The following is a 22613-nucleotide window of genomic DNA, read 5'->3' as shown; positions in this document are numbered from 1 at the left end:
GGCCCTCGCCGGTGGTCGATCGGACGGCCGTCCGGCGCCGGAACACGATGTGACCGTCACACGTGTGACCGTCACATCCCGCAGCGGCATGTGCATAATGGACTCGCGGTCGGGTGTGACCGTGCACATGCCGAGAACATGATCGAGGGTGAGCGTGTCCGAGCAGCAGGCGCCGCGTGGGCGCGCACCGAGCATTCGCGATGTCGCGCGCCTCGCGGGAGTGTCGCACCAGACGGTCTCCCGTGTGCTCAACCACCACCCGAGCATCCGCCCCGAGACGAAGCAGCGCGTGCTCGACGTCATGGCCGAGCTGCAGTACAAGCCGAACCGTGCCGCCCGGGCCCTCGTGACGAGCCGATCGAGGACGATCGGGGTGCTCTCCGCGTCGAGCACGCAGTACGGTCCGGCCTCGAGCATCGCCGCGATCGAGGCGGCGGCCCGCGTCGCGGGCTACTGGGTCTCCACCGCGAACATCGACTCGTCGGATGCCGGGTCGATCGCCGACGGGCTCGCGCACCTCGCGGCGCAGGGCATCGAGGGGCTCGTCGTGATCGCGCCGCAGGTGCGCGTCTTCGAGACCATCGCCGAGCTCTCGATCGACGTGCCGTACGTGACCATGCAGTCGACCGGCCAAGAAGTCGGGCGCACCCTGTCGGTCGACCAGATCGCGGGCGCGCGGATGGCCACCCGGCATCTCATCGAGCTCGGCCACCGCAACATCTACCACCTCGCCGGCCCGCAGGACTGGATCGAGGCGGAGGCGCGCATGCGCGGGTTCCTCGAGGAGATGAGCGCCCAGGACGTGCCGACCACGGCGCCGATCCTCGGCGACTGGACCGCGAACTTCGGCTACCACGCCGGCCGAGAACTGCTCACCGTGCGCGACTTCACGGCGATCTTCGCCTCGAACGACCAGATGGCGCTCGGCCTCATGCACGCCGTACGCGACGCCGGCCTCGACATCCCGGGCGACGTCTCGATCATCGGGTTCGACGATGTGCCAGAGGCCGCCCACTTCTGGCCGCCGCTGACCACCGTGCGGCAGGACTTCGCCGAGCTCGGGCGCCGGTGCGTCGCGCTCCTGCTCGGCGATCGCGATCCATCCGCGCCGGAATACGTCGCCACGATCGCGCCCGAGCTGATCATCCGGGGCTCGACGGGAGCCCCGTCGTTCTGAGCCGAGGCGCTTCGGGCCGCCGTTGCGCTCGCAGCCGCCGCTGCGGTCGTGACCGTCGCCCGCGGAGTTCCGCAGCCGCAGGTTTCGGCGTCGTTACGATTCCGTGACCAATCGGAGTTGACAGGATGATCCGCCATCGGGCTAACATGAGCAACGCCATGTGAACGGTCACATCGATCCGGAACATGGCCAGCGATCACCCTGACGAAGGAGTCCCACGTGCAGACCAGCGCCGTTCCGACGATGCGATGCGACACGCTCGCAGGCTCGACGGGCGCATGCACGCCGGCATCGGGGCGGTGCGCATGAGCACCTTCGGACCGCAGATCGAGGTCGCCATCGCGAGGGTTCGCGCCGAGGTCGCACGCCTGCACGCCGAGCTCTCCCGCTACGACCTCGTCGTGTGGACCGGAGGCAATGTGTCGGGCCGTGTGCCCGGCGCCGAACTCTTCGTCATCAAGCCCTCGGGCGTCGCCTACGACGACCTCGCACCCGAGAACATGATCCTCTGCGACCTCGACGGCAACGTCGTCGAGGGCACTCCCGGTGCCGAGCGCAGCCCCTCGTCCGACACCGCCGCGCACGCCTACGTGTACCGCAACATGCCCGAGGTGGGCGGCGTCGTGCACACGCACTCGACCTACGCCACCGCCTGGGCGGCACGGGGTGAAGAGATCCCGTGCGTCATCACCGCGATGGCCGACGAGTTCGGTGGGCCGATCCCGGTCGGCCCGTTCGCGATCATCGGCGACGACTCGATCGGCCGCGGCATCGTCGAGACCCTCTCGGGCCACCGCAGCCGCGCCGTGCTGATGCAGAACCACGGCCCGTTCACGATCGGGACCTCGGCGAAGGACGCGGTGAAGGCCGCGGTCATGGTCGAGGATGTCGCGCGCACCGTGCACCTCGCACGGGAGGCCGGTCCGCTGATCCCGATTCCGCAGGAGTCGATCGATCGGCTCTTCGACCGCTACCAGAACGTCTACGGGCAGACGACCGACGCCCGTCGTGAGATGAAACACCCCACCTGAGACTTGCGACCGCCTTCAGCGGCCGGCGCGAGGGGAGACGACCGACGTGGACGCGGTCGACTCCGACTGTCACCAAGACAATGACGTCCCAATGAATGACACAGTGAAAGGAAACACCGTGAAGAACACGAAGAAGGTGCTTCTCGCAACGATCGCGGTCGGCTCGATGCTCGCGCTCGCCGCGTGCTCGGGCGGCTCCGGCTCCGGCAGCGACGGCGGCGACGGCGGCGGCGACGGCGGCCTCATCGGCGTCGCGATGCCCACGAAGAGCTCCGAGCGCTGGATCCAGGACGGCAACGCCGTCAAGGAGCAGCTCGAGGAGCAGGGCTTCAAGGTCGACCTCCAGTACGCAGAGGACGACATCCCCACGCAGGTCTCGCAGATCGAGAACATGATCACCAAGGGTGCCGAAGCCCTGATCATCGCCTCGATCGACGGCACCACGCTCTCGCAGGTGCTGCAGGACGCGGCCGACGCCGACATCCCCGTCATCGCCTACGACCGCCTCATCCGCGACTCGGAGAACGTCGACTACTACGCGTCGTTCGACAACTTCGTCGTCGGCCAGCAGCAGGCCACCTCGCTCCTGAACGGCCTCGGCCTCACGGACCTCGAGGGCGCGCCCGCCGCGGACGCCCCCGCCGGCCCGTTCAACATCGAGCTGTTCGCCGGTTCGCCCGATGACAACAACGCCACGTTCTTCTGGAACGGTGCGATGGACGTGCTCCAGCCGCTGATCGATGACGGCACGCTCGTCGTGAAGTCGGGTCAGACCGACTTCGAGCAGGCAGCCATCCTCCGCTGGGACGGCGAAGTCGCCCAGGAGCGCATGGAGAACATCCTCACGTCGACCTACTCCGACGGCTCGAAGGTCAACGCGGTGCTCTCGCCCTACGACGGCCTCTCGCGCGGCATCATCTCGGCCCTCACCGACGCCGGCTACAGCGTCGGCGCCGAGTGGCCGATCATCTCGGGCCAGGACGCCGAGATCGACTCGGTCAAGGCGATCAACTCGGGTGAGCAGTTCGCGACCATCTTCAAGGACACCCGCAAGCTCGCCGAGGTCGCCGTCGACATGGCGTCCTCGATCCTGAACGGTGAAGAGGTCGAGGTCAACAACACGACCGACTACGACAACGGCAAGAAGGTCGTCCCGTCGTACCTCCTCGAGTCGCAGATCGTCGTCAAGGACAACATCACCGAGGTCCTCGTCGACAGCGGCTACTGGACCGAAGAGGAAATCAACGGCTAGTCAGGTGACTTCGCCGGTCGAGTAGCGGCGGAGCCGCGTATCGGGACCAACGGGACTACGCTCTCGACCAGGTCTCGATACGCGGGCTTCGCTCGCTACTCGACCGGCGGTCCCGGCAATGGAGCAGGAGCAGCAGGAGCAGAGATGACCACAGACATTCTCGAGATGCGCGGCATCACGAAGACGTTCCCGGGCGTGAAAGCCCTCGCCAACGTCAACCTCTCCGTCGCACGCGGTGAAGTGCACGCGATCTGCGGCGAGAACGGCGCCGGCAAGTCGACCCTCATGAAGGTGCTCTCGGGTGTCTACCCGCACGGCACCTACGACGGCGACATCGTCTTCGAGAACGAGACGGTCGAGTTCCGCGACCTCACGGACAGTGAGGCCAAGGGCATCGTCATCATCCACCAGGAGCTCGCCCTGAGCCCCTACCTCTCGATCGCCGAGAACATCTTCCTCAACAACGAGCAGAAGGGCCGCGGCGGCCTGATCGACTGGAACAAGACGAACTTCGAGGCATCGAAGCTCCTCGCCCGCGTCGGACTCCGCGAGAACCCCACGACGAAGATCATGGACATCGGCGTCGGCAAGCAGCAGCTCGTCGAGATCGCGAAGGCGCTCTCGAAGGAAGTGAAGCTGCTGATCCTCGACGAGCCGACGGCCGCGCTCAACGACGAGGACTCCGATCACCTGCTCGACCTGATCCTGCACCTCAAGGGCCAGGGCATCACGTCGATCATCATCAGCCACAAGCTCAACGAGATCAAGAAGGTCGCCGACTCGGTCACCGTCATCCGCGACGGCAAGACCATCGAGACGATCGCGAAGAACGACGTCACCGAAGACCGCATCATCAAGGACATGGTCGGCCGGGACCTCGAGCACCGCTACCCCGACCACACGCCCCACATCGGCGAGGAGCTGCTGCGGGTCGAGGACTGGTCCGCGCACCACCCGCAGGACACGTCGCGAGTGATGGTCGACAAGGTCAACCTCAATGTTCGCGCCGGTGAGATCGTCGGCATCGCCGGACTCATGGGCGCTGGGCGCACCGAGTTCGCGATGAGCCTGTTCGGGCAGTCGTACGGCTCGAAGATCTCCGGACGCGTCTTCCTCCGCGGCAAGGAGATCAAGACCCGTACGGTCGCCGAGGCGATCGAGCACGGCATCGCCTACGCGACGGAGGACCGCAAGACCTACGGCCTCAACCTCATCGAGGACATCAAGCGCAACATCTCGATGGCGTCGCTGAAGAAGCTCGAGAAGTTCGGCCTCGTGCACGACAACGAGGAGTACCGGGTCGCCAACGAGTACCGCACCTCGATGAACATCAAGGCGCCGAACGTGCTCGTGAAGACGGGCAAGCTCTCGGGTGGCAACCAGCAGAAGGTCGTGCTGTCGAAGTGGATCTACGCCGACCCCGACGTGCTCATCCTCGACGAACCCACCCGCGGCATCGACGTGGGCGCCAAGTACGAGATCTACTCGATCATCAATCGCCTCGCAGCAGCGGGCAAGGGCATCATCGTGATCTCGTCCGAGCTGCCCGAACTGCTCGGCATCTCCGATCGCGTGTACGCGCTCTCCGAGGGCCGCATCACGGGTGAACTCCCGATCGCCGACGCCACGCCCGAAGCGATGCTCAAGCTCATGACCATGGAAAAGCCCCGCTGACGCCGGCGGACCACCAGGAGAATCCCATGTCGAATCCCACCCCGACCCAAACCCCGACCGGGCCGACCGGCGAATCGAACGCCGTCGGCGGCAACATCAACCCGAGCGACAACCGGTTCACGCAGTGGCTCAGCCACATCCTCGCCGACCTCGGCAAGAACGGCATCTTCATCGCGCTCATCGCGGTGGTCGTGCTGTTCGCGATCCTGACCGACGGCATCCTGCTGCGGCCGCAGAACATCTCGAACCTGATCGTGCAGAACGGGTACATCCTCGTGCTCGCGATCGGCATGGTCATGGTGATCATCGCGGGCCACATCGACCTCTCGGTCGGTTCGGTCGCGGCGTTCGTCGGCGCCTGCTCAGGCGTGTTCGCCGTGCAATGGGGCCTCCCGTGGTGGCTCTCGGTCATCCTGTCGCTCGCGATCGGCGCGCTCGTCGGCGTCTGGCAGGGCTTCTGGATCGCCTACGTGGGCATCCCGGCGTTCATCGTGACACTGGCCGGCATGCTCATCTTCCGAGGCCTCGCCCTCGTCGTGCTCGGCAACGCGAACATCGGTTCGTTCCCCGCCGAGTACCGCGCACTCGGCAACGGGTTCCTCACCGACCTCTTCGGAGAGTTCGAGATCGATCCGCTCACGCTCGGCGTCGGTGCGATCGCGATCATCGCCCTCATCGTGCAGCAGGTGCGCACCCGTCGCGGCCGCCAGAAGTACGGCCAAGAGGTCGAGCCCATGGCGTGGTTCATCACGAAGCTCGTGCTCGTCTCGGCCGCGATCGGCTTCTTCGCCTACTCGCTCGCCTCGTACAAGGGCATCCCCGTCACGCTCATCATCCTCGCCGTGCTCATCCTCGTGTACGGCATCGTGATGAACCGCACGGTGTTCGGCCGTCACATCTACGCGATCGGCGGCAACCGCCACGCGGCGGAGCTGTCGGGCATCAAGACCCGTCGGGTCGACTTCTGGCTGTTCGTCAACATGGGCACCCTCGCGGCGCTCGCCGGCCTCATCTTCACCGCGCGACTGAACCTCGCCGGCCCGAAGGCCGGTGACGGCTTCGAGCTCGAGGCGATCTCGGCGGCCTTCATCGGTGGAGCCGCGGTGCAGGGCGGCGTCGGCACGATCGGCGGCGCGATCATCGGTGGTCTGATCATCGGCGTGCTCAACAACGGCATGTCGATCATGGGCATCGGCATCGAGTGGCAGCAGGCCGTGAAGGGCCTCGTGCTGCTGCTCGCCGTCGCGTTCGACGTCTACAACAAGCGTCGCGCAGGCGGCCAGTAACACCTCGCGGTGAGGGGCGGATGCTGCCCGCATCCGTCCCTCACCAGCACGGAACCGGGCAGGCAGGAGATGCACCACGATGCCCACATCGGACACCCCCATGAGCCCGGCCGCCAGAGCGATCGGTGATGGGCGCACGAGCCTCGGCATCGAGCTCGGCTCGACCCGCATCAAGCTGTGCCTCGTCGGCGAGCACCCGGGCGACGTGCTCGCGGTCGGCAGCCACGAGTGGGAGAACCGCTTCGAGGACCGCACGTGGACGTACTCGCTCGACGACGTCTGGTCGGGACTGCAGGCGGCCTACGCCGACCTCGTCGCTGACACCCGACGCCGTCACGACCTCGAGCCGCAGAGCTTCGGCGCGATCGGCGTCTCCGCCATGATGCACGGCTACCTCGCGTTCGACGACGCGGGCGAGCTGCTCGTGCCCTTCCGCACCTGGCGGAACACCTCGACGGGCCGGGCATCGGCGGAGCTCACCGAGCGGTTCGGCCTCAACATCCCGCTGCGCTGGTCGATCGCGCACCTGCACCAGGCCGTGCTCGACGCCGAGTCGCACGTGCCCGAGCTCGATTTCGTCACGACGCTCGCCGGGTACGTGCACTGGCGCCTCACCGGCCGCAAGGCGATCGGCGTCGGGGATGCCTCGGGCATGTTCCCGATCGATCCGGCGACGAACGACTACGACGGTCGGCTGCTCGCGGTGTACGACGACCTCGTCGCCGAGCGCGCGCCCGGGCTCCGGGTCGCCGAGCTGCTGCCCGAGGTGCTCGTAGCCGGCCAGGAGGCCGGCCGGCTCACGGATGCCGGGGCCGCGCTCCTCGATCCCTCCGGCGCCCTGCAGGGCGGCGCTCCGCTCTGCCCGCCCGAAGGCGACGCCGGCACCGGCATGGTGGCGACGAACGCCGTCGCCCCGCGCACGGGCAACGTCAGCGCGGGCACGAGCATCTTCGCGATGGTCGTGCTCGAGCGCCCGCTCGAGCACGTGCACCACGAACTCGACCTCGTGACGACGCCGGCCGGCGACCCCGTCGCGATGGTGCACTGCAACAACGGGGCCAGCGAACTCGCCGCGTGGGCGGGCGTGTTCTCGCGATTCGCCGAGCTGACCGGCGCTCGCTCCGACGGCGACGCGGTCTTCGAGGCGCTCTTCTTCGAAGCGCTCGAGGGCGAGGCGGATGCCGGCGGCGTGATCGCCTACAACCACCTCGCGGGCGAACCCATCGCGGGCCTCGACGAAGGGCGGCCGCTCATCGTCCGCAGCCCCGACAGCCGGCTCACACTCGCGAACCTCATGCGCGCGCAGCTCTACGGCGTGTACGGCACCCTCGCGCTCGGCATGCGCGTGCTCGCCGGCGAAGGCGTCGAGCTCGACCGCATGTATGCGCACGGCGGCATCTTCCGCACGGCCGGGGTCGCCCAGCGACTGCTCGCCGGAGCGCTCGATGCACCCGTCGCCGTCGGCGAGACGGCGTCGGAGGGCGGTGCCTGGGGCATCGCCGTGCTCGCGTCGTACCTCACCGCACCGGCCGGCACCGGGCTCGTCGACTACCTGCGCGACGAGGTCTTCGCCGATGCCGGCTTCTCCACGATCGACCCCGACCCAGCGGATGTCGCCGGCTTCGCCGCCTATCTCGACCGCTACCGCTCGGGCCTCGCCATCGAGGTCGCCGCCGTCAGCTCGCTCTGATCGCCTCCGCTTCGACAAGCTCAGCGCACAGCACCTCCACTGAACCAGAAGGATCCACCATGGCTCGCACTCCGCTCACCACCTCACTCGACGGCTACGAGGTCTGGTTCCTCACCGGCAGCCAGCACCTGTACGGGCCCGAGACCCTCGCGCAGGTCGCCGAGCAGTCGCGCCAGGTCGCCGAGACGTTGGCCGCGGCATCCGCTGTGCCTGTGAAGATCGTCTGGAAGCCCGTGCTCACCGACTCCGACGCGATCCGCCGCACGGCGCTCGAGGCGAACGCCGCCGATCACGTCATCGGCCTCGTCGCATGGATGCACACCTTCAGCCCCGCGAAGATGTGGATCGCGGGCCTCGACGCGCTGCAGAAGCCGCTCGCGCACCTGCACACGCAGGCGAACGTCGAGCTGCCGTGGGGCGAGATCGACTTCGACTTCATGAACCTCAACCAGGCCGCGCACGGCGACCGCGAGTTCGGGTACATCCAGACCCGCCTCGGCGTGCCGCGGAAGACCGTCGTCGGCCACGCGAGCGACCCGCGCGTGCAGGCCGAGCTCGGCACATGGCAGCGGGCGGCGGCCGGCCTCGCGGCATCCCGCAGCCTGAAGCTCGCCCGCTTCGGCGACAACATGCGCTACGTCGCCGTGACCGAGGGCGACAAGACCGAGGCCGAGCTGCGCTTCGGCGTGCAGGTCAACACGTGGGGCGTCAACGAGCTCGCGGCGGCGGTCGCCGCGGCATCCGATGCCGACGTCGACGCGCTCGTCGCCGAGTACGAGGAGCTGTACGAGGTCGTGCCCGAGCTCCGCGCAGGCGGCGAGCGGCACCAGTCGCTGCGCGACGGCGCGGCGATCGAGCTGGGGCTCCGCTCCTTCCTCGAGGAGGGGGGCTTCGGCGCCTTCACCACGAGCTTCGAGGACCTCGGCGAGCTGAAGCAACTGCCCGGGCTCGCGGTGCAGCGGCTCATGGCCGAGGGCTACGGCTTCGGCGCCGAGGGCGACTGGAAGACGGCCATCCTCGTGCGCGTCGCGAACGTCATGGGCGCGGGCCTGCCCGGCGGCGCGAGCCTCATGGAGGACTACACGTACGACATGACGCCGGGCGACGAGCTGATCCTCGGCGCGCACATGCTCGAGGTGTCGCCGTCGCTCACGACGTCCAAGCCGACGCTCGAGATCCACCCCCTCGGCATCGGCGGAAAAGACGACCCCGTGCGTCTCGTCTTCACGGCCGACCCGGGCCCTGCGGTCGTCGTCGCGCTGAGCGACATGCGCGACCGCTTCCGCCTCACGGCGAACGTCGTCGAGAACGTCGAGCTGCGGCATCCACTGCCGAAGCTGCCCGTCGGGCGCGCCGTCTGGAAGCCGGCCCCCGACTTCCACACGAGCGCCGCCGCGTGGCTCACGGCGGGTGCCGCGCACCACACGGTCATGTCGACCGCGGTGGGCGTCGAGGTGTTCCGCGACTTCGCCGAGATGGCCAAGGCCGAGCTGCTCGTCATCGACGAGGAGACGACGCTGCCCGGATTCCAGCGCGAGGTGCGGTGGAACCAGGCGTACTACCGACTCGCGCAGGGGCTCTGACCCGCACGCGTTCACTCGGGACCACTCGTGTCGCACGGGACCATGGATGTCATGGGTCCGGTGCGACACGAGTGGTCCCGACTCCGCCTCCCCAGGAGCCGATGCGCCTGCCCGGCCACAGGGGTCGTCTCCGCCCGCCGGCAGCCGGTCGTGGTCCGCGATCATCGCGCCATGGACGAACGAATCGAACTCGCCGCTGCGGTCGGTGGCGGCCTCATCCGAGCTCATGACCTGCGAGAGCTCGGGGTCCACCCGTCGTCGGTGCAGCGGCTCCAACAGCGGGGACTGCTCGTGCGCGTGCGCTCCGGCGTCTACGCGAAGCACGATGAATGGCAGGCCCTGACGCCCGATGACCGGTATCGCCGGCTCGTCGTCGCGACGGCCGGCGCCGCGCGGCATCCGCTCGTGGTCTCGCATCGTGCGGCCGCCGCGATGCATCGCCTTCCGATGCTCGGCCGCGCACCGACCCTCGTCGAGACGGCCGCCCAGCATCGCGCCGGGGGCCGACGGACCGCGCACGTCGCCGCCCGTCGCGCCGGCCCCGTGCCGACGGTCGAGACGATCGACGGAGTGGCGTGCACCTCGCTGCTGCGCACGCTCGTCGACGTCGCGGTCAGCGAGCCGCTCGTTCGGTCGGTGCCGATGCTCGACGCAGGGTTGACGAGGCCCGGGGTCACGCGGAGCGCGCTGCAGCTCGAGCTCGAGCTCGTCGCCCCGGTGCGCGGCCGGGCCAAGGCGGCACAGGCGATCGGCTTCGCCGACGAGCGTTCGGGAAGCCCCGGCGAGTCCGTCAGCCGGGTGCGGATCCACGAGCTCGGCTTCGTCGCGCCCGAGCTGCAGGTGCGGTTCGACGGCATCCGTGGATCGTTCGCGCTCGTCGACTTCTATTGGCGGGGCATCCGACTGATCGGCGAGTTCGACGGTCGCCTGAAGTACTCGCGCAGTCGATCGGTCAGCGGGCTCGACCCCGCGCAGGTCGTGTACGAGGAGAAGCTCCGTGAAGACGAGCTGCGTCGCCGCGGTGAACGGATGGCGCGGTGGGGCTGGTCGACGGTGTGGTCGCCGCGGGACCTGCACGGGCTGCTCACGGAGTTCGGCGTGCCGCGGCGATGAGGTCGGGACCCGGCGTGTCGCGCGGCACCCTTCCTCTCGCGCTGGACCCCTCGATTCGCGCCGACGCGCTGCCGTGGGGGACCACTCGTGTCGCGCGGGACGTTTCGTCTCGCGCGGGACCCCTCGTTTCGCGCCGACCTGCCGCCGTAGGAGACGACTCGTGTCGCACGGGACTCCTCCTATCGCACGGGACCTCTCGTTTCGCACCGACCCATGCCGGATGGGACCACTCATCTCGCACGGGACCCCTCGTGTCGCACGGGACCACGGATGTCATGTGTCCGGTGCGAGACGAGTGGTCCGAGCGGGAGGGCGCGACGCGCGTGATCCGAGCGGGAGGGCGCGACACGGTGGTCCGGGCGGCAGGGCGCGACGCGAGTGTCCGAGCGGAAGGGTTTGACACGAGTGGTCCGAGCGGGCGGGCGGGCGCGGGCGACGCAACTACGGCCCGGTCGCGGGCACGCATTATGAGCGCTCACATTGTCCGAGCAGCGGAGGCCTCGACGAGCGTCCATGACTCGCCCGGCACTCGTGCCCCACCGTGATCAAGACGTTATGAATCTGCCACTTGTGAGCGCTCACAAGTGAACGCTAACATCCGATCACGGCCGGAATGATCTGGCCGCCCGGCACCAGGAGCTCGCAGCGCATCCGGCCGGATCACTGAACAAGGAGGTTCACGATGAAGAAGCTGATCGGCATCGCCGCAGCGGCATCCCTCGCTCTCGTACTCGCCGGTTGCGCGGGCGGCGACGGCGGAACCGGAGCGGCCGAGGGTCCCAAGGCGCTCGACGAGCTCGTCGTCGGCTTCGCGCAGGTCGGCGCCGAGTCGGGCTGGCGCACCGCGAACACCAAGGACATCCAGGCGTCGTTCGAAGAGGCGGGCATCGAGCTCAAGTTCTCCGACGCGCAGCAGAAGCAGGAGAACCAGATCAAGGCGATCCGGTCGTACATCCAGCAGGGCGTCGACTACATCGCCTTCTCGCCCGTCGTCGAGACCGGCTGGGACGCGGTGCTCAACGAGGCCAAGGCCGCCGGCATCCCGGTCGTGCTCACCGACCGCGCGGTCGACAGCAAGGACGAGTCGCTCTACGTCTCGTTCCTCGGCTCCGACTTCATCGAGGAGGGCAAGAAGGCCGGCCAGTGGGTGCTCGACGAGTACGCCGATGTCACCGAGCCGGTGAACATCGTCCAGCTCGAGGGCACGACGGGCGCCGCTCCGGCGATCGACCGGGCCGAGGGCTTCGCGGACGTCATCGCCGAGAACCCCAACCTCGAGGTCATCGAGAGCCAGACCGGCGACTTCACCCGTGCGGGCGGCAAGCAGGTCATGGAGGCGATGCTGAAGTCGAACCCCGACATCGACCTCGTGTACGCGCACAACGACGACATGGGTCTCGGTGCGATCGAGGCGATCGAGGCGGCCGGCCTCGTTCCCGGGCAGGACATCAAGATCGTCACGGTCGACGCGGTGAAGGACGGCATGCAGGCCCTCGCCGACGGCAAGATCAACTTCATCGTGGAGTGCTCGCCGCTGCTCGGCGCACAGCTCGTCGACATCATCAAGACCCTCAACGACGGCGGCACGGTGGAGCCTCGCATCATCACGGAGGAGACCACGTTCACCCAGGAGCAGGCCATCGAGGCACTGCCCGACCGCCAGTACTGAGTTCCGAGCGAGTGGATGCCGCGGCATCCGCTCGCTCGCGGCCCGGCGGGTGTGCGGACGTCCACGTCGCACACCCGCCGTGCCCTACTCTCGACCCACGGCACCGCAGCGAGCGGATGCCGTCACAACCTCGATGGAGAGACTCGTGACCCAGACATCCGTCGCCGAGCCGGTCATCGAGATGCAGGGCATCTCGATCGCCTTCCCCGGTGTGAAGGCACTCGACGGCGTCGACTTCCGCATGTTCCCCGGCGAGGTGCACTCGCTCATGGGCGAGAACGGCGCGGGCAAGTCCACGCTGATCAAGGCGCTCACCGGCGTCTACGGCATCGACGCAGGCACCATCACCCTCGCGGGCGACCAGGTGTCGTTCAGCGGTCCCGCCCAGGCGCAGGCGGCGGGCATCTCGACGGTCTACCAGGAGGTCAACCTCCTGCCGAACCTCTCCGTCGCCGAGAACATCATGCTCGGGCGGGAGCCCCGCCGGTTCGGCTCGATCGACTGGCGGGCGATGCGCCGCCGCGCGGCCGCGCTGCTCGAGGGCCTGAACCTCGACCTCGACCCAGGGTCGCTCCTCGGCGACCACTCGCTCGCGGTGCAGCAGCTCGTCGCGATCGCCCGCGCGATCGACGTGCAGGCCAAGGTGCTCATCCTCGACGAGCCCACCTCGAGCCTCGACGCCGACGAGGTCGCCGAGCTCTTCCGCGTCATCCGCTCGCTCAAGGAGCAGGGCGTCGCGATCCTCTTCGTCTCGCACTTCCTCGACCAGGTGTACGAGATCTGCGACCGCCTCACGGTGCTCCGCAACGGCAGCCTCGTGGGGGAGTACCTCGTCGAGGAGCTGCTGCGCATCGACCTCGTGCAGAAGATGATCGGCAAGGAGTTGACGACCCTCGACGACCTCGAGCAGCGCGCCCGCTCGGTGGTCGTCGACGAATCGGATGCCGCGCTCTTCGTGAATGCCGAGGGCCTCGGGCGGCGCGGGGCGATCAACCCGGCCGATCTCCCCATCGCGGCCGGCGAGGTCGTGGGTCTCGCGGGACTCCTCGGCTCCGGCCGCACCGAACTTGCGCGACTGCTCGGCGGCATCGATCGCGCCGACCAGGGCGAGCTCGCGATCCGGGGCAAGGTCACGAAGCTCCGCACGCCGCGGCAGGCGATCTCGAACCGCATCGCCTATTCGTCCGAGAACCGCCGCGACGAGGGCGTCGTCGGCGACCTCACGGTGCGCGACAACATCGTGCTCGCGCTGCAGGCCGACCGCGGGTGGTTCCGGCCGATTCCCGCGAAGCGGCGCGACGAGCTCACGCAGAGCTACATCCAGGCGCTCAACATCCGGCCCGGCAACCCCGACGCCCTCGTGCGCAACCTGTCGGGCGGCAACCAGCAGAAGGTGCTCCTCGCGCGCTGGCTCGCCATCGCACCGCGACTCCTCATCCTCGACGAGCCCACCCGCGGCATCGACATCGGGGCGAAGGCCGAGATCCAGAAGCTCGTCTTCAACCTCGCCGAGAACGGCATGAGCGTGCTGTTCATCTCGGCCGAGCTCGAGGAGGTGCTGCGCCTCAGCCACCGCATCGTGGTGCTGCGCGACCGCCACGTCGTCGCAGACCTCGAGAACGACGGGCTCACGGTCGACTCGCTCCTCGCGCTCATCGCCGAGGGCTCGAGCGACGACGAGGTTCCGGATGCCTCGGCAGGCATGCCGCTCGCCGGGGCCGCCGTGCCCGCCGTGCCCGCCGTGCCCGCCGTGCCCGCCGTGCCCGCCGTGCCCGGTGTGCCCGGCGCCGACCGCCCCCATGACTCCGCGGCATCAGACACCGACCCCACTCCCACCGACCCCACAGGAGACCCCCGATGAGCGCCCTGCTCGCCAGGCTCGTCGCGAGCCGGCTGTTCTGGCCGATCGTGATGCTGCTCGTGCTGTTCACGATCAACCTGATCGCGTTCCCCGGCTTCTTCGCGGTGACGCTGCGCGACGGCCACCTCTTCGGCAGCCTGATCGACATCCTCCGGAACGGCGCGCCGACGCTGATCATCGCGGTCGGCATGACGCTCGTGATCGCGACGCGGGGCATCGACCTGTCGGTCGGCGCCGTCGCGGCGATCTCGGGCGCGGTCGCCTGCTCGATCATCCTCGGCTCGCCCGAGCCGGCGAACCCCGCGACCGTCGCCGTCGCCGTGACGGTAGCGCTGATCATCTCGCTCGTGCTCGGCATGTGGAACGGGTTCCTCGTCGCGGTGCTCGGCATCCAGCCGATCATCGCGACCCTCATCCTCATGACCGCCGGTCGGGGCGTGGCGATGCTCATCACCGAGGGGCAGATCATCACGGTGAACAGCCCGCCGTTCAAGGCGCTGGGATCCGGCTTCTGGTTCGGCATCCCCATCGCGGTGATCATCGCGGCCGTCGTGTTCGGCATCGCCGCGCTCGTCACCCGGCGCACGGCGCTCGGCATGTTCATCGAATCGGTCGGCATCAACCCCGAGGCGAGCCGCCAGGCGGGCGTGCGGGCGCGGGGCCTCCTCTTCGTCGTCTACACGTTCAGCGCGCTGTGCGCGGCGATCGCGGGCCTCATCCTCACGGCGAACACGGCCGCGGCCGACGCCAACAACACGGGACTGTTCATCGAGCTCGACGCGATCCTCGCGGTCGTGATCGGCGGCACGTCCCTCGCGGGCGGCCGCTACTCGCTCGTCGGCACGCTCGTCGGCGCCCTCGTGATCCAGACGCTCGTGACCACGGTGTACACGGTCGGCATCCCGCCGATCGCGACGATGGTGTTCAAGGCGGCGGTCGTGACGATCGTGTGCCTGCTGCAGTCGCCGACCACGACCGAGGCGCTGAGCGGCTTCCGGCGAAGACTGGCTCTGCGCGCCGGCAAGGGGGTGGCGGCATCATGACGAAGCTCCTCGACGCCCCGGAGCGTCCCCTTCGCAGCAGTGGCCCGAGCGGCCCGGCCCCCCGAGCGGGTCTGGCACGACGCATCCGGAACCTGCTGACCAGCCCGAAGTACGGTCCCGTCACGGTCACCGCCGTGCTCTTCGTCGTCATCTTCATCGCGGGCGGCGTGCGCTACCGCGGCTTCTTCTCGGGGCAGGTGCTGCTCAACCTGCTCGTCGACAACTCGTACCTGATCGTGCTCGCCGTGGGCATGACGTTCGTGATCCTCACGGGCGGCATCGACCTCTCGGTGGGCGCCGTCGTGGCGCTCAGCGGCATGATCGCCGCGAGCCTCCTGCAGACGGGGTGGTCTCCCGCGGCGGTGATCCCGCTGATCCTCGTGCTGACGAGCATCCTGGGCCTGCTCGTCGGGCTCATGATCCACGTCTTCAAGGTGCAGCCGTTCATCGCGACCCTCGCGGCCATGTTCCTGGCCCGCGGGCTCTGCTACGTGATCAGCCAGAGCTCCATCTCGATCACCGACCCGACGTTCGTGCAGCTCGCCGTCGCGCGCATCCCGCTCGGCGGCAACCTCTCGATCACCCCGAGCGTCATCATCGCGGTCGTCGTCGTGGCCATCGCGGTCTGGGTGCTGCACGCCACGCGGTTCGGCCGCACCGTGTACGCGATCGGCGGCGGGGAGCAGAGCGGCCTGCTCATGGGCCTGCCCGTGGCCCGCACCAAGGTGCTCGTCTACGTGATCAGCGGGTTCTGCTCGGGCCTCGCCGGCGTGCTCTTCACCTTCTACACGCTGTCGGGGTACCCGCTCACGGCGATCGGCACCGAGCTCGACGCGATCGCCGCCGTTGTGATCGGCGGTACCCTGCTCACGGGCGGCTACGGATTCGTGCTCGGGTCGGTGCTCGGCGTGCTGGTGCTCGGCATCATCCAGACGATCATCACGTTCGAGGGCACCCTCTCGTCGTGGTGGACGAAGATCTTCATCGGCGCGCTGCTGCTCGTCTTCATCATCCTGCAGAAGGTGCTCACGTCGCGGCGGCGATAGCGGGCTGCCGTCTCGGATAATGATGTGCAGCACAGAGAGCGCGCGGAAGCGCCGGGCAGGAGCCGACGGAACCGGTGAGTGAAGACGACAAGGCGCGCGCGGCCACCATCTTCGATGTGGCCCGGCTCGCCGGCGTATCGCACCAGACGGTGTCACGGGTGCTCAACGACCTGCCGAACGTGCGTCCCGCCACGCGCGACCGCGTCGAACGGGCGATCAAGCAGCTGAGGTACGTGCCGTCGCAGGCGGCGCGCGCCCTGGTCACGCGACGGTCGCGCACCCTCGGCCTGATCACGACCGGCGCGCCCGACTTCGGTCCGTCGGCCACGGCGCTGCACTTCAACCAGGCGGCGCGCGATGCCCGGTACGCGGTCATCATGGCGAGCCTGCTCGAGACGGATGCCGCGTCGATGCGTTCGGCCGCCGAGATGCTCGTGCGCCAGAACGTCGAGGCCATCGTGCTGATCGCGGCGCACCGCACGGCCGTCGACGCGGTGCAGGGCATCGAACTCGGCGTGCCGCTCGTCGCCGTGGCGTCGCAGGGCTCGGGGCTCGCGCACCGGGTGTCGCTCGACCAGTTCGAGGGTGCGCGGCGGGCCGTCTCGCACCTCGTGGAGCTCGGGCACCGCGACATCCGTCACCTTGCAGGGCCTGAGGACTCGATGGATGCCCCGGAGCGCCTGCGCGGCTGGCGCGACGTGCTCGCCGCCCATTCGCTCGTCGCCCGCGAGCCGCTTGTCGGCGACTGGTCGCCGGCGAGCGGGTACCGGCTCGGACGCGAGCTCGCGGCATCCGACCCCGACTTCACCGCGGTGTTCGTCGGCAACGACCAGATGGCGCTCGGCCTGATCCATGCGCTCAGCGCCGAGGGGCGGTCGGTGCCGGGCGACGTGAGCATCGTCGGCTTCGACGACATCCCCGAGGCCGAGCACATCGCGCCGCCGCTGACGACCGTGCGGCAGGACTTCGCGCTGCTCGGCCGGGATGCGGTCGCCGCGGTGCTCACGGTGCTCGGCGACGAGCAGGCGGAGGACCTGCCCGTGCGGGCGCCGACGCTCGTGGTGCGTGCGTCGACGCGCGCCGTGGCGTAGCCGCGCCGCCGCCCGGCTGCGCTCGGGACCACTCGTGTCGCACGGGGCGCGCCGCCCGGGCCCCTGGGACCACTCGTGTCGCACCGGACACGCCCGCCCACGACTCCGGGACCACTCGTGTCGCACCGGACACGAGTTGTCAGGTGTCCCGTGCGACACGAGTGGTCCGAACGGGGCGCGGCCGGGCGCGCGTGCCGCGGCGCCTACCTCTGCCGCCCTACGCCTGCTGGCTGTAGTCGGGCAGCTCCTGCAGGGTCCAGCGGTTGCCGTCGGGGTCCTTCAGCGTGATGAAGCGGCCCCAGGCCTGCTCGTCGACGCCCTCGGCCTCGACGCCCTTGGCGCGCAGCTCGGCGAGTGCCGCGTCGGCATCGGGGATGACGACCTGGATGACGTCGAGCGACCCCGGCTCGATGGTGCTGCCGAGGCCCTCGCCGATCGCGATCGAGCAGGCCGAGCCGGGCGGCGTCAGCTGCACGAAGCGCAGGCCTTCGTTGACCCGCTGATCGTGGTCGGCGTTGAAGCCGAGCTTCTCGACGTAGAACTCCTTCGCGCGATCGACATCCGTGACGGGCACGAAGATGAGCTCGATCTTCCAGGTCATGGTGAACTCCTCGGTGAGTGGGGTGCGATCCGTCCATCGAATCGCCTGCTTCGAGCGTAGGCAACGAAGCGGTCAGTTTCCGTCCGCAATGACAAGCGAGCGGATGCCGCGGCGCCCGAGTGGAAGGATGGACGCATGGCATTGCACATCACGGGGGAGCAGGCCGCCGACGAGCTGCTCAGCGACGACGCGTTCGCGCTGCTCACGGGAATGCTCCTCGACCAGCAGGTGACCATGGAGTCGGCGTTCGCCGGGCCCGAGAAGATCCGCTCGCGCATCGGCTCGATCGACCCCGAGACCGTCGCGAGCTACGACCCCGAGGCCTTCGTCGAGGTGTTCAAGCAGACGCCGGCGGTGCACCGCTTCCCGGGATCGATGGCCGGTCGCGTGCAGGCGCTCGCCGCAGCGATCGTGGAGCAGTGGGGCGGCGAGGCATCCGCTCTCTGGACCCGGGGCGAGCCGAGCGGTGCCGAGGTGCTCGCCCGGCTGAAGGCGCTGCCGGGCTTCGGCGACCAGAAGGCGAAGATCTTCCTCGCGCTGCTCGGCAAGCAGTGCGGGCTGACAGCGCCGGGCTGGCGCGAAGCCGCGGGTTCGTACGGCGACGAGGGCGCCTTCCGCTCGGTCGCCGACATCACCGACCCCGAGTCGCTCGCCAAGGTGCGCGCGACGAAGCAGGCCGCCAAGGCCGCGGCCAAGGCCGCGAAGGGCTGAGCCCAGCGGGGCCCGTCAGCCGCGTCGGACTGGCTCGGCGGCAGGCCGGCTCGGCCGCACGAGGCCGGCTCAGCCGCACGAGCCCGGCCCGGCCGCACGAGCCCGGCCCGGCCGCTCGAGATCGGGCCATCCGCCCCATCCGCCCCAGCCGGCCCAGCCGACTCAGCCGACTCAGCCGCACGCCTTCGCTGCGTAGTCGGCGACGACGGTGGACGTCACCGCCTCGCCGTCGATCACGGCCGAGGCATCGATCGTCACCTCTCCGGCCGGCACCTCGGCGAGCCTTGTGCTGAACGTGTGGACGGCATTCCTGCCGGGCGCAACTGCCGTGAACGCCTTCTCGCCGTACGCCGTCTGCACGCGGAGGTCGACCGGCACGTCGTCGCCGTTGGTGACCCGCACCGAGACGTAGGCCTTCGATCCGATGCACCGCGGCTCGGCCGTGACCGCCAGTTCGAGCGAGGGCGGTGCCGCCGCCGGCACGCCGAAGACCTCCACCTCGGAGAGATTCAGCGCGTAGGCCACGTCGTCGAGCTGGATGCGCACGTAGCGGCCCGTGGCCTGCGTGGGCGTGGTCGTCGGGCGGCCGGCCTGCGAGGTCACCACCGTCGACCAGACGCCCTCGGCGGCGAGGTCGTCTGCGGTGAGCGGGCGGTTCGGGAACGGCTCGGGCGACACCACGATCGTGTAGTCCTTGAGCCGCGCGGTGCAGCAGTCGACACGGTTCCAGACCGCGGTCTCGGTGAGGTCGAACTGCGCGCCGAGGTCGACCTGCCACCACGGGCTGGCCTCGTTGCCGGCGGTGTTCGAGAGGTTGGAACCGTTGCCGACGGTGTCGCCGTCGACCGCCTTCTCCGCCCCGTAGGTGTAGCCGCCGTCGAGCGGCCAGGTCGACGACTGGGTGGCGGGCTTGTCGAGGGCGACGTTCGTCGGTCGCTCGGGGAGGGTGAACGTGTAGCTCTGCCCTTCGGCCGTCGGGAATGAGACCTTGTCGGGCCCGTCGGCGGTCACTGCGACGGGGTTGCCGTCGCCGTCCGTCACCGTGGCGCCGGCGATGCCGGGATAGCTCCCGATGAACTCGCCGCCGCCTCGCGCGGTGACCTCGAACTCGGTGGCGTTGCCGTCGCGCCACGCCAGGTCGATCACGAAGTTGCCGCGGGCGACGAGCCCCTCGACCTGCCCGCTGCTCCATGCGCGAGGCAGCGCTGGGAGGAACTGCGTGTACCCGGCCTGGCTCTGCACGAGCATCTCGGTCATGCCCGCGGTGAGCCCGAAGTTGCCGTCGATCTGGAACGGCGGGTGCGAGTCGAGCAGGTTGTCGAGGAGCCCAGCGGTGTTGCCGCCGAGCATCGCGCGAACCATCGAGTAGGTGTCGTCGGCGAGGCCCGTGCGGGCGTACATGTTGATCTTCATCGCCTTCGACCAGCCGGTGCCGTTGAGACCGCGCTGTTCGAGCGAGGTGATCGCCGCGTCCATCCACTCGGGCGTCTCTTGGTTGATCAGGGTGCCGGGGAAGAGCCCGATGAGCTGCGAGGTGTGGCGGTGCACGGAACCCTGGTTGGCGCTGCCGCCGGCGCCGAAATTCCAGATGGCCTCCTCGGGCAGGCTTCCGGCCTGCGCCCGGCCGAGCGTCGTCTCCTCGAACCACTCCTTGACCTGCCCTTGGCTGCCGATCAGGATCGGGTCGAGCTGGCCCTGCTTCTCCTGCCACACGGCTCGAAGGTCGGCGTCGACATCCAGGCGTTCGGATGCCTCGATCGCCATGTCGTACAGCTCCCACACGATCGACTGGTCGTAGGCGGTGCCGACGGCGGTCGGACCGTGCTCGGCCGAGACGCCGGGGGCGACGGTGAGTCGGCCCTGAGTGTCGCTGTACCAGAGGTACTCGTTCCAGAACGCCGCCATCTCCTTGAGCATCGGGTAAGCGCTCTCGCGCAGGAACTCCTCGTCGCCGGTGAAGAGGTAGTAGTCGTAGACGTTCTGCAGTGCCCACGACGACCCGCCGACGTTCCAGCCGTACTCCTGGGAGCCGATCGGCGCCGTGTGCCCGAACGGGTTGACCTGGGTGTTGATGAGGAAGCCGTTGCCGGTGCCGATGGGCGCCGTGGCGAAGTCCTCGGTCGCCACGGCCGCCGATCGCTCGGCCGTCAGCCGGCCGGGCACGACGAGCGATTCGACGTAGTCGTTGAAGGGCACCTGCGTCTCGGCGAGGTTCGTGATCATGGCCGGCCAGTAGTTCATCTGCACGTTGACGTTGAAGTGGTAGTCGGCGCCCCAGAACCGCCCGGCCTCGCCGACCATCCACAGGCCGACGAGGTTCGTGGGCAGGTCGCCGGCTCGTGACCCTGCGATGCTGAGGTAGCGGCCGAACTGGTAGGCCAGCTCATCGACCGCGAGGTCGTGGTCGCCCGCGCGGTAGTCGCGCATCAGTTGGTCGGTCGGCACGTCGGGCGCGTCGCCGCCCACGTCGAACTGCACCCGGTCGAAGAGCTCCCGGTAGTCGGCGAGGTGACGCTCGAGCAACGGCGTGTAGCCGCTCACCACGGCGGCGTCGACCCGTTCGGTGATCTCGACGTGCGGGTCCTCGCCGCGATAGGCCGGGTACACGTTCTCGTAGTCCGTGCCCGTCGAGGAGACGAGGGTGACCGAGTCGGCGCCGGTGACGGTGAGGGTCTTGCCGTCGCCGCTCGTGACGGTGCCGCCTTCGTTGGCGAGCCTCACCTGCATCTCGGCCTTCAACTGGTTGTCGTCGACGCGGCCTGCGAGCGTGATGCGCTGCTGCGCGGCATCCGCTGTGCTCGTGGTGGTGAAGCCTGCGGCCGACGTTGCCGAGGTGGTGAACGAGAGCTTGCCCGCCTCCGACGCGCGCAGTCGCACCACGGCGACCTGGTCGGGGTAGCTCACGAAGTATTCGCGCTCGTAGTGCACGCCGCCGTGGTCGAAGTTCACCGATGAGACCCCGGTGCGCAGGTCGAGGTCGCGCACGTAGTTCGTGACCGCGGCGTCGACGATGCCGGCCGCGGCGAAGTCGAGTGAGATGTCTCCGAAGTCCTGGTACTGCCCCATGCCCGTGCCGTTGCCGAACATGAGGTTCGTCAGCTGCTGGTTGGCACCGCCGGTTCCGGTCGCCGGAAGCCCGAACACGTACGCGGACTTGTCGTCGAGCGCCTCGCGGTAGCTGTCGAGCTGCTCGGGCGTGACGGCGGTCGCCCGGTTGCCGCCGATGTAGTTCCGGCCGGCGGCTGGGCCACCCCGCCAGAGGGTCTTCTCGTTGACGTGCAGGCGATCCTTGCTCGGCTGCCCGAAGGCCATGAGGCCGGTCGAGCCGTTGCCCTGCACGAGGGCGTCGTTCTCCCAGTTGGCCACCGGTTTCGTGTACCACATGCGCAATGCGTTGCCATCGGGCTGCGGCAGATCGGACGCGCTCGTTGCCAGACCGGCAGCCGAGATCGAGGTGAAATCATCGGATGTCTCTGCGCTCGCCGCGGGCGCACCAGTGACGGCTATCCCGCCGAGAAGCAGGGCGAAGGCGGCAGCGGCGCTGATCGCCCGAACGTGACTCGCGTGCATGAGAAGACTCCTTCGTCTGACCTCTAGACGTACCGGCCGAGTTAGTAGAGCATATAAACAAAGTCGTCCGGAGGTCGAGAGCCAGACGACGAGCAGTGCCCAGACGAAGGAGTCACCGCGTGCAGCGAGTACACGGTCGAGCACGCGGCGATGTCCTGCTGAACGCGACCGCGCTCAGCAGGTCGTGCTGAGCATCCGGCCGGGCCAAGGGACGG

The 22613-nt window shown here is 69.0% G+C and carries 16 protein-coding genes; 14 read left to right on the top strand and 2 right to left on the bottom strand.

Annotated features, from left to right (window positions below; all coding sequences use genetic code 11):
• The first annotated feature begins 154 nt into the window (after positions 1 to 154).
• The 13 genes from ESP57_RS07665 (at position 155) to ESP57_RS07605 (ending at position 17516) form a co-directional block, all read left to right on the top strand.
• The gene (locus ESP57_RS07665) at positions 155 to 1177 is read left to right on the top strand and encodes a LacI family DNA-binding transcriptional regulator (protein ID WP_129231140.1); all 1023 of its coding nucleotides are present in this window, start codon (positions 155 to 157) and stop codon (positions 1175 to 1177) included.
• 305 nt (positions 1178 to 1482) lie between these two features.
• Positions 1483 to 2208 (top strand): L-ribulose-5-phosphate 4-epimerase, encoded by a 726-nt coding sequence (locus ESP57_RS07660; protein ID WP_056007599.1) that lies wholly within the window; start codon positions 1483 to 1485, stop codon positions 2206 to 2208.
• Positions 2209 to 2374: 166 nt separating this feature from the next.
• Positions 2375 to 3460, top strand: a complete 1086-nt coding sequence (chvE, locus tag ESP57_RS07655; protein WP_235507645.1) for a multiple monosaccharide ABC transporter substrate-binding protein — start codon at positions 2375 to 2377, stop codon at positions 3458 to 3460.
• A 144-nt stretch (positions 3461 to 3604) separates the two neighbouring features.
• On the top strand, positions 3605 to 5134 hold the full coding sequence (gene mmsA, locus ESP57_RS07650; protein ID WP_129231139.1) for a multiple monosaccharide ABC transporter ATP-binding protein: 1530 nt from the start codon (positions 3605 to 3607) through the stop codon (positions 5132 to 5134).
• A gap of 26 nt (positions 5135 to 5160) precedes the next feature.
• A complete protein-coding gene (mmsB, locus tag ESP57_RS07645; protein WP_056005516.1) occupies positions 5161 to 6420 on the top strand; it encodes a multiple monosaccharide ABC transporter permease in 1260 nt (419 codons plus the stop codon).
• Positions 6421 to 6499: 79 nt separating this feature from the next.
• Positions 6500 to 8110, top strand: a complete 1611-nt coding sequence (locus ESP57_RS07640) for a xylulokinase (RefSeq protein WP_243648448.1) — start codon at positions 6500 to 6502, stop codon at positions 8108 to 8110.
• Between the two features lie 59 nt (positions 8111 to 8169).
• A complete protein-coding gene (araA, locus tag ESP57_RS07635; RefSeq protein WP_129231138.1) occupies positions 8170 to 9693 on the top strand; it encodes an L-arabinose isomerase in 1524 nt (507 codons plus the stop codon).
• Between the two features lie 171 nt (positions 9694 to 9864).
• On the top strand, positions 9865 to 10806 hold the full coding sequence (locus tag ESP57_RS07630; protein ID WP_165877409.1) for a type IV toxin-antitoxin system AbiEi family antitoxin domain-containing protein: 942 nt from the start codon (positions 9865 to 9867) through the stop codon (positions 10804 to 10806).
• Between the two features lie 682 nt (positions 10807 to 11488).
• Complete coding sequence (locus ESP57_RS07625; RefSeq protein ID WP_129231136.1) at positions 11489 to 12475, top strand: ABC transporter substrate-binding protein; 987 nt, start codon at positions 11489 to 11491, stop codon at positions 12473 to 12475.
• A gap of 133 nt (positions 12476 to 12608) precedes the next feature.
• Entirely contained in the window at positions 12609 to 14336 is a 1728-nt protein-coding gene (locus ESP57_RS07620; protein WP_207904506.1) for a sugar ABC transporter ATP-binding protein, read from the top strand.
• The gene (locus tag ESP57_RS07615; protein WP_129231135.1) at positions 14333 to 15379 is read left to right on the top strand and encodes an ABC transporter permease; all 1047 of its coding nucleotides are present in this window, start codon (positions 14333 to 14335) and stop codon (positions 15377 to 15379) included. Before ESP57_RS07620 ends, ESP57_RS07615 begins: the two co-directional genes overlap by 4 nt.
• Positions 15376 to 16425 carry a galactofuranose ABC transporter, permease protein YjfF gene (yjfF, locus tag ESP57_RS07610; RefSeq protein ID WP_129231134.1) on the top strand — a complete coding sequence of 350 codons (1050 nt, stop codon included), beginning with the start codon at positions 15376 to 15378 and terminating at the stop codon, positions 16423 to 16425. Before ESP57_RS07615 ends, yjfF begins: the two co-directional genes overlap by 4 nt.
• A 74-nt stretch (positions 16426 to 16499) precedes the next feature.
• Entirely contained in the window at positions 16500 to 17516 is a 1017-nt protein-coding gene (locus ESP57_RS07605) for a LacI family DNA-binding transcriptional regulator (protein ID WP_129231133.1), read from the top strand.
• Positions 17517 to 17733: 217 nt separating this feature from the next.
• Here ESP57_RS07605 and ESP57_RS07600 read toward each other — a convergent pair whose 3' ends face one another.
• Positions 17734 to 18117 carry a glyoxalase superfamily protein gene (locus ESP57_RS07600; protein ID WP_056005494.1) on the bottom strand — a complete coding sequence of 128 codons (384 nt, stop codon included), beginning with the start codon at positions 18115 to 18117 and terminating at the stop codon, positions 17734 to 17736.
• Between the two features lie 135 nt (positions 18118 to 18252).
• Between ESP57_RS07600 and ESP57_RS07595 the strand changes: the two genes are divergently transcribed.
• Complete coding sequence (locus ESP57_RS07595; protein WP_115958662.1) at positions 18253 to 18828, top strand: HhH-GPD-type base excision DNA repair protein; 576 nt, start codon at positions 18253 to 18255, stop codon at positions 18826 to 18828.
• Between the two features lie 171 nt (positions 18829 to 18999).
• Here the strand turns inward: ESP57_RS07595 and ESP57_RS07590 are convergent, their stop codons facing one another.
• Positions 19000 to 22398: a glycosyl hydrolase family 95 catalytic domain-containing protein gene (locus ESP57_RS07590; protein WP_165877408.1), complete on the bottom strand. Its 3399-nt coding sequence runs from the start codon at positions 22396 to 22398 to the stop codon at positions 19000 to 19002.
• Positions 22399 to 22613: the final 215 nt, after the last annotated feature.

The sequence above is a fragment of the Agromyces fucosus genome (assembly GCF_004134865.1).
Classification (GTDB): domain Bacteria; phylum Actinomycetota; class Actinomycetes; order Actinomycetales; family Microbacteriaceae; genus Agromyces; species Agromyces fucosus.
This window is presented reverse-complemented; position numbering and strand designations above follow the sequence as displayed.